The 6,562-nt window shown below is 76.5% G+C and carries 5 protein-coding genes; 3 read left to right on the forward strand and 2 right to left on the reverse strand.

Annotated elements, in window-relative coordinates:
• Window positions 1-30: 30 nt before the first annotated feature.
• Entirely contained in the window at window positions 31-1,971 is a 1,941-nt protein-coding gene (acs, locus tag SJ20_RS02780; protein WP_044658877.1) for an acetate--CoA ligase, read from the reverse strand.
• A 234-nt stretch (window positions 1,972-2,205) separates the two neighbouring features.
• Between acs and nth the strand changes: the two genes are divergently transcribed.
• Window positions 2,206-3,012 carry an endonuclease III gene (gene nth / locus SJ20_RS02785; RefSeq protein ID WP_044658878.1) on the forward strand — a complete coding sequence of 269 codons (807 nt, stop codon included), beginning with the start codon at window positions 2,206-2,208 and terminating at the stop codon, window positions 3,010-3,012.
• Window positions 3,013-3,033: 21 nt separating this feature from the next.
• Here the strand turns inward: nth and SJ20_RS02790 are convergent, their stop codons facing one another.
• The gene (locus SJ20_RS02790; protein WP_041103996.1) at window positions 3,034-4,239 is read right to left on the reverse strand and encodes an NAD(P)-binding domain-containing protein; all 1,206 of its coding nucleotides are present in this window, start codon (window positions 4,237-4,239) and stop codon (window positions 3,034-3,036) included.
• Between the two features lie 36 nt (window positions 4,240-4,275).
• Between SJ20_RS02790 and SJ20_RS02795 the strand changes: the two genes are divergently transcribed.
• Window positions 4,276-5,085, forward strand: a complete 810-nt coding sequence (locus tag SJ20_RS02795; protein ID WP_041103998.1) for a CoA pyrophosphatase — start codon at window positions 4,276-4,278, stop codon at window positions 5,083-5,085.
• A 161-nt stretch (window positions 5,086-5,246) separates the two neighbouring features.
• Window positions 5,247-6,562: CpaF family protein (locus SJ20_RS02800; protein WP_044658879.1), on the forward strand; the 1,316-nt coding region annotated here is incomplete at its 3' end.

The raw sequence follows: 6,562 nt of genomic DNA on the forward strand, positions 1-6,562 counted from the left end.
TGCGGTCCGGGGCGGCGTCGTCGTGCCGGCTCAGGCCTTCGGGGCGAGCGTCTCCACGATGCGCTGCATGACCGTGGGGTCGGCCAGCGTGGTGGAGTCGCCCGGGTCGCGGCCCTCGGCCACGTCCTTGAGCAGACGGCGCATGATCTTGCCGGAGCGCGTCTTGGGCAGCTCGGGGACCACGAGCACGCGCTTGGGCTTGGCGATGGGTCCGATGTCCTTGCCCACGTGCTGCCGCAGCTCCTCCTCGACCTCGGCGACGTCGCGGTCGGCCGCGACGGCGACCGCGGTGAGCAGGACGAACGCCACGACCGCCTCGCCCGTGGTCTCATCCTTCGCGCCGACCACCGCGGACTCGGCCACGGACGGGTGCGCCACGAGGGAGGACTCGATCTCGGTGGTGGACAGGCGGTGGCCGGAGACGTTCATGACGTCGTCCACGCGGCCCAGCAGCCAGATGTCGCCGTCCTCGTCGTAGCGGGCGCCGTCGCCGGCGAAGTACATGCCGGGGAAGCGGGACCAGTAGGTCTCCTTGAAGCGCTCCCGGTCGCCCCAGATGCCGCGCAGCATGGACGGCCACGGCTCGCGCACCACGAGGAAGCCCGCGCTCGTGTCCGTCATGGGCTCGCCGAGCTCGTCCACGACCTCCAGCACGACGCCGGGCACCGGCCTCTGGGCGGAACCGGGCTTGAGGGTGGTCACGCCGGGCAGCGGGGTGAGCATGTGGGCGCCTGTCTCGGTCTGCCACCAGGTGTCCACGATGGGGCAGCGGCCGGCGCCGATGACCTCGTGGTACCAGCGCCAGGCCTCCGGGTTGATGGCCTCGCCCACGGAGCCGAGCACGCGCAGGCTGGAGAGGTCGTACTCGTCCGGGATGTGCCGGCCCCACTTCATGAACGTGCGGATCGCCGTCGGCGCCGTGTAGAGGATGCTCACGCCGTACTTCTGCACGATCTCCCACCAGCGGCCCTGGTGCGGGGAGTCCGGGGTGCCCTCGTAGATCACCTGGGTGGCGCCGTTGACCAGCGGCGCATAGGCGACGTAGGAGTGCCCGGTGACCCAGCCGACGTCGGCGGTGCACCAGAAGACGTCCGACTCCGGGTGCAGGTCGAAGGTGTCGTGGTGGGTGGCCGCGGCCTGCACGAGGTAGCCGCCGGTGGTGTGCAGGATGCCCTTCGGCTTCCCGGTGGTACCGGAGGTGTAGAGGATGTAGAGCGGGTGCTCGGCGTCGTGCCACACGAGCTCGTGCTCGTCGGACTGGGCGTCCACGACGTCGTGCCACCACAGGTCGCGGCCCTCGGTCATCTCGACCTCGGCCTCGTTGCGGCGGACCACGAGCACGTGCTCGGCCGTGTGGCCGGGCGCGGAGAGGGCCTGGTCCACGGCGGGCTTGAGCATGGAGGGCTTGCCGCGGCGGAAGGAGCCGTCGGCCGTGACGACGAGCTTGGCCTCGGCGTCGTCCACGCGGGAGCGCAGGGCGTCGGAGGAGAAGCCGCCGAAGACCACGGAGTGGACCGCGCCGATGCGCGCGCACGCGAGCATCGTGATGACGGCCTCGGGGATCATCGGCAGGTAGACGGCCACGCGGTCGCCCTTGGTCACGCCGAGGGACTCGAACGCGTTGGCGGCGCGCCGGACCTCGGCGGCCAGGTCGGCGTAGGTGTAGGTGCGGGTGTCACCGGGCTCGCCCTCGAAGTGGATGGCCACGCGGTCGCCGTGGCCGGCCTCGACGTGGCGGTCCAGGGCGTTGTACGCGGCGTTGGTGGTGCCGCCGACGAACCACTTCGCGAAGGGTGCATCGGACCAGTCCAGGACGTCGGTGAAGTCCTGCTCCCAGTGCAGGACCTCGCGGGCGCGGCGGGCCCAATAGGCCAGGCGGTCCTCGGCGGCCTCCTCGTACAGGTCGGCTCCGGCCACCGCCTGGGCGGCGAACTCGGCCGGGGGCGGGAACGTGGGGATCTGCTCGTCCATCGACGGGGTCCTTTCGGGGTGGTGCGGTCGGTGCGAGACGCGGATGTGACGCGTCCCACACTAGTCTCCCGCCTCAGCATGCCGCGCGCGGCGTCGTCGCCACAAATCTTCGGGTCCTGTGTGTCGCATCGCGCCCGGAAGCGGGGGCCGACCCCGGTGTGGACGTCGGCACGCGCCCCGCTCCCTAGGATGGTCGGACCTGAGCGGATCGCACGAGGGCGGGAGGACGCGCGGATGGAGACGGAGCCGACGGACACGCCGACCGGGGAGACCCGGCTGGCCCTGGTGCGCCGGGCGCGGCGGATCGACCGGATCCTGGCCGAGACGTACCCGTACGCCGTCGCCGAGCTGGACTTCGAGACGCCGTTCGAGCTGCTCGTGGCCACGGTGCTGTCCGCCCAGACCACCGACGTGCGGGTCAACGCGGCCACGCCGGCGCTGTTCGCCCGCTTCCCGGACGCCCACGCGATGGCGGCGGCCACCGAGCCGGAGCTGCAGGAGCTCGTGCGCTCCACGGGGTTCTACCGGAACAAGGCCTCCGCGATCCTGCGGTTGTCCCAGGAGCTCGTGGCCCGGCACGACGGCGAGGTCCCCGCCCGTCTCGAGGACCTCGTGGCGCTGCCCGGGGTGGGGCGCAAGACCGCGTTCGTGGTGCTCGGCAACGCCTTCGGCCAGCCCGGGATCACCGTGGACACGCACGTCGGCCGGCTCGCCCGGCGCCTGGGGTTCACGGACGAGACCGACCCGGTGAAGGTCGAGCACGCCGTGGGTGCCCTGTTCCCGCGCCGGGACTGGACGATGCTCTCCCACCGGCTGATCTTCCACGGCCGCCGCGTGTGCCACGCGCGCCGCCCGGCGTGCGGGGCGTGCCCGATCGCCCGCTGGTGCCCGTCCTACGGCGCGGGGGAGACCGACCCCGAGCGGGCGCGCGCCCTGCTCGCCTACGAGCTCAAGCCCGGCCGGGAGGAGCTGCTCGAGCTCCTGCGCGCGGGGCGGACGCGCCGGGAGCTGCGCGCCCTCGGCCACGGGCTGGAGGCCTGAGCGCTCAGCCTGCCCGCCCGCTCAGCCGGCGGTGAGGCCCGCGAGGATCGCGTCGACGGCCCGGCGCGCGTGCACCCCCACGCCCGCGAGCGTGGCCGAGGCGGCCCCGCACCAGTCGTCGTAGCCGAGCAGGTGCAGCCCCGGCACGTCCACCGAGGCGGTCGGCAGCGCACGCTCCGTCGCCGGCGCCCCGGAGGGGCGGCGGGTCAGCTCGAGGCCCCGCAGATGGCGCAGGTCCGCCCGGAAGCCCGTGCACCAGACGACGTCATCCACCGGGTGCTCGGCCCCGCGCACCCGGGCCGCGGCGCGGCTGGCGGCGGGCCAGCCGTGGCTTGCGCCGGCGTCGTGGCCCCAACGGACGCCCTCCGGCGTGAGCGCCGTGGGCGCGGGGACCGCGTGGAGCCCGGCCTCGTCGCGGGCGCGGATCACCGAGGGCACCATGACGATGTCCCCGAGGTCGCCCACGCGCGCCTCGGAGCGGCCCAGCACGCGCGCCGAGGCCCGGTCGAAGAGCACCCGCCCGTCCACGTCGTCCGGCATGAACCGGGGCGGACGCCGGGTGGCCCACGTGGTGGCGACACCCGCCAGCAGCAGGTCAGCCGCGATCTGGGCGCCCGAGTTGCCGCCGCCCACCACGAGGACGCGCCGCCCGGCGAACGCGTCGGGGGAGCGGTACGCGGCGGAGTGCCGCTGCGTGCCGCCGAAGCGGTCGGCGCCCGGGAGGGCCGGCACGAACGGGCGGGTGAACGAGCCGGTCGCGGAGACCACGGCCCGGGCGCTCAGGGCCGTGCCGTCCTCGAGCCGCAGGGTGAACGGCGGGGACGCGGCGGCGTCGTGCGTCACCTCCGCGACACGCACGCCCCGGCGCACCGGCAGCCCGTAGCGGTCCTCGTAGTCGGCCAGGTAGGCGACGACGTGCCCGGCGTCCGGGGTGCCGGGACCGGGCGACGGCGGCATGGGTCGGCCCGGCAGGGAGGAGTGCTCGGCGGGGGAGAACAGGCGCAGGGAGTCCCAGTGGTGCGGCCACGCGCCGCCGGGCTGGGCGGACGCGTCGAGCAGGACGAACGACGGCGGCGGGCCCGGCCGGCGCCCGCGGTCGACGTCCCGCGCGGCCCGGGCCAGGAAGTAGCCGACCGCCAGTCCGGCCTGTCCGGCGCCGATCACCGCGACGTCCACCGGATCCGGGGACGCGGCGTCCGCCGGGGGCGAGGTCAGGGGAGCCGTCATGCCCCGAGGCTACGACCGGCGGCTAGCGTGGGGGCCATGCCTGAGACCCCCGCGAGCCCCCGCCCGACCTCCCGCGACGCCGCCGGGACGTCCGAGGCGTCGCTGACGGGTGCGCGGGACCAGCTGGCGGACCTCGTGGCCCGGTGGGGCACGGCCCCTGCGGACGCGCCCGGTCACCACGACCCGGCCTCGCTCACCACCATCCCGCCCGAGGCCGTGCCGATGTGGGGCTTCGAGTGGCCCCGGTCCGGCGATCCGCGCCCCTCCGCCGTGCTGATCCTGTTCGGCGCCCTCGACGACGTCCCCGCCCGTCACGACGCCGAGCGCGTGCACCCGCACGTGGACGTGCTGCTGACCCAGCGCGCCGCCACCCTGCGCCAGCACGCCGGGCAGATCGCGTTCCCCGGCGGTCGCGTCGACCCCGAGGACGCCGACGTCGTGGCCACGGCCCTGCGCGAGGCGCAGGAGGAGACCGGCTTGGACCCGGCCGGCGTGGAGGTCCTGGGCGTGCTGCCGGCGGTGCCGGTGGTGGTCTCCGGGCACGTGGTGCACCCGGTGCTCGGGTGGTGGCGGGACCCCAGTCGCGTGGCGGTGGTCGACCAGGCCGAGGCCGCGGCCGTGTTCCGGATGCCGGTCGCGGACCTGGTGGACCCCGCGAACCGGTGCCGCGTGGCCCGGCCCGGCGGCCGCCGCGGCGAGACGCCGGGCTTCCTCGTGGGCGAGCGCCTGGTGTGGGGGTTCACGGCGGCGCTGCTGGACCGTGTGCTGGCGCTGCTGGGCTGGGACGTGCCGTGGGACGACTCCCGCGTGCGCGACGCGCGGACCCACGAGATCCTGCGCGGTTGACGGCTGCGCGGCGCCGTCCGCTCCTGCACAGGCGCCGGGGGGTGGGCACGTGTCCCCAGCCGGACGACCGGGGCAGGCGGGCGCGCGGGCGAGGCGGTGGACTGGACGGGCCGGCGGCCGCGGACCGCGGCGGCCGCCCCCCATCCCGCAGGAGGTCCGCCATGCGCCCGTTCGTCCCCGCCGCCCCGGCCCGCCCGCCCCGGGGCCGACGGTCCCGCCTCGCCCCGCCCGAGGTCGGCCGACGGTTCCCGTGGCCCCGCACTGACCCGGCCGAGCCGGAACGCACGCAGGTCGCCGCGCCGCCGCTGGCCACACCCGCAGCGGGCCCCGGCGGGCTGGACGCCGCCGTCGTGCGCCGGCGCGTGGCCGAGGCCCGTGCGTCGGCCGCCGACGGGGCGGAGCCGCCGCTGGCCCCGCTGATCGCCGAGGCCCTCGATGCGCCGATCGACGACCCGCGCGTGGCGGCGCTGGTCGATGAGCTCGACGGCTTCGGCCCGCTCGCACCCTGGGTGCGCACCCCGGGCGTGACCGACGTGCTCGTGGACGGCGCGGGCGCGGTGTGGACCGACGGGGACGAAGGCCTCGTCCGCCGCCCCGGTCGGCTCGACCCCGAGACCGCCCGGGAGCTCGCGGTGCGGCTGCTGCACCGGGCCGGCCGCCGCCTCGACGCGGCGGTGCCGCTGGCCGACGCCCGCGTGGGCGGCGTGCGCGTCCACGCGGTCCTGCCCCCGGTCAGTGGCGGCGGCACCCTGCTGAGCCTGCGGATCCCGGCCGCGACGACGCCGTCGCTGGCCGCGCTGGCCGACGGCTGGCCGGACGGCGCCCTCTGGGCCGACGCCCTCGAGGCGCTCGTGCGCGACCGTGCCACCGTCCTGGTCAGCGGCGCGACCGGGGCAGGCAAGACCACGCTGCTCTCCGCAGCCCTCGGCCGGGTGCCGGGGGACGAACGGATCGTCGTCGTGGAGGACACGGCCGAGGCCGCGCCCGATCACCCGCACGTGGTCGCACTGCAGTGCCGCGCCGCCAACGCGGAGGGCGCCGGCGAGGTCGGACTGGCCGAGCTCGTCCGCCACGCGCTGCGGATGCGGCCGGACCGGCTCGTGGTCGGCGAGTGCCGCGGCGCCGAGGTGGCCGACGTCCTCACCGCCCTGAACACGGGACACCAGGGCGCGTGGGGCACCCTGCACGCCAACGCCGCCGCCGAGGTGCCCGCCCGGCTGACGGCCATGGCCTCCCTGGCCGGCTGGCGGCCCGAGACGGTGGCCGCGCAGGCCCGCGCCGGCGTGGACGCCGTGCTGCACGTCGCCCGGGACGGCCACGGGCGGCACCCCGTCGAGCTCGCCGTCCCGGACCCGCGCGCCGACGGGTTCGCCCTGCTGCCCGCCCTCACGTGGCGGCCCGGGACGGAGGCGACGGGCGGGCGGACCGTCGAGGGACCCGGCGTGCCCGCGCTCGCGGCGCGGCTGGCGGGGCGGAT

It is taken from the genome of Micrococcus sp. MS-ASIII-49, assembly GCF_000946635.1.
Classification (GTDB): Bacteria; Actinomycetota; Actinomycetes; order Actinomycetales; family Micrococcaceae; genus Micrococcus; species Micrococcus luteus.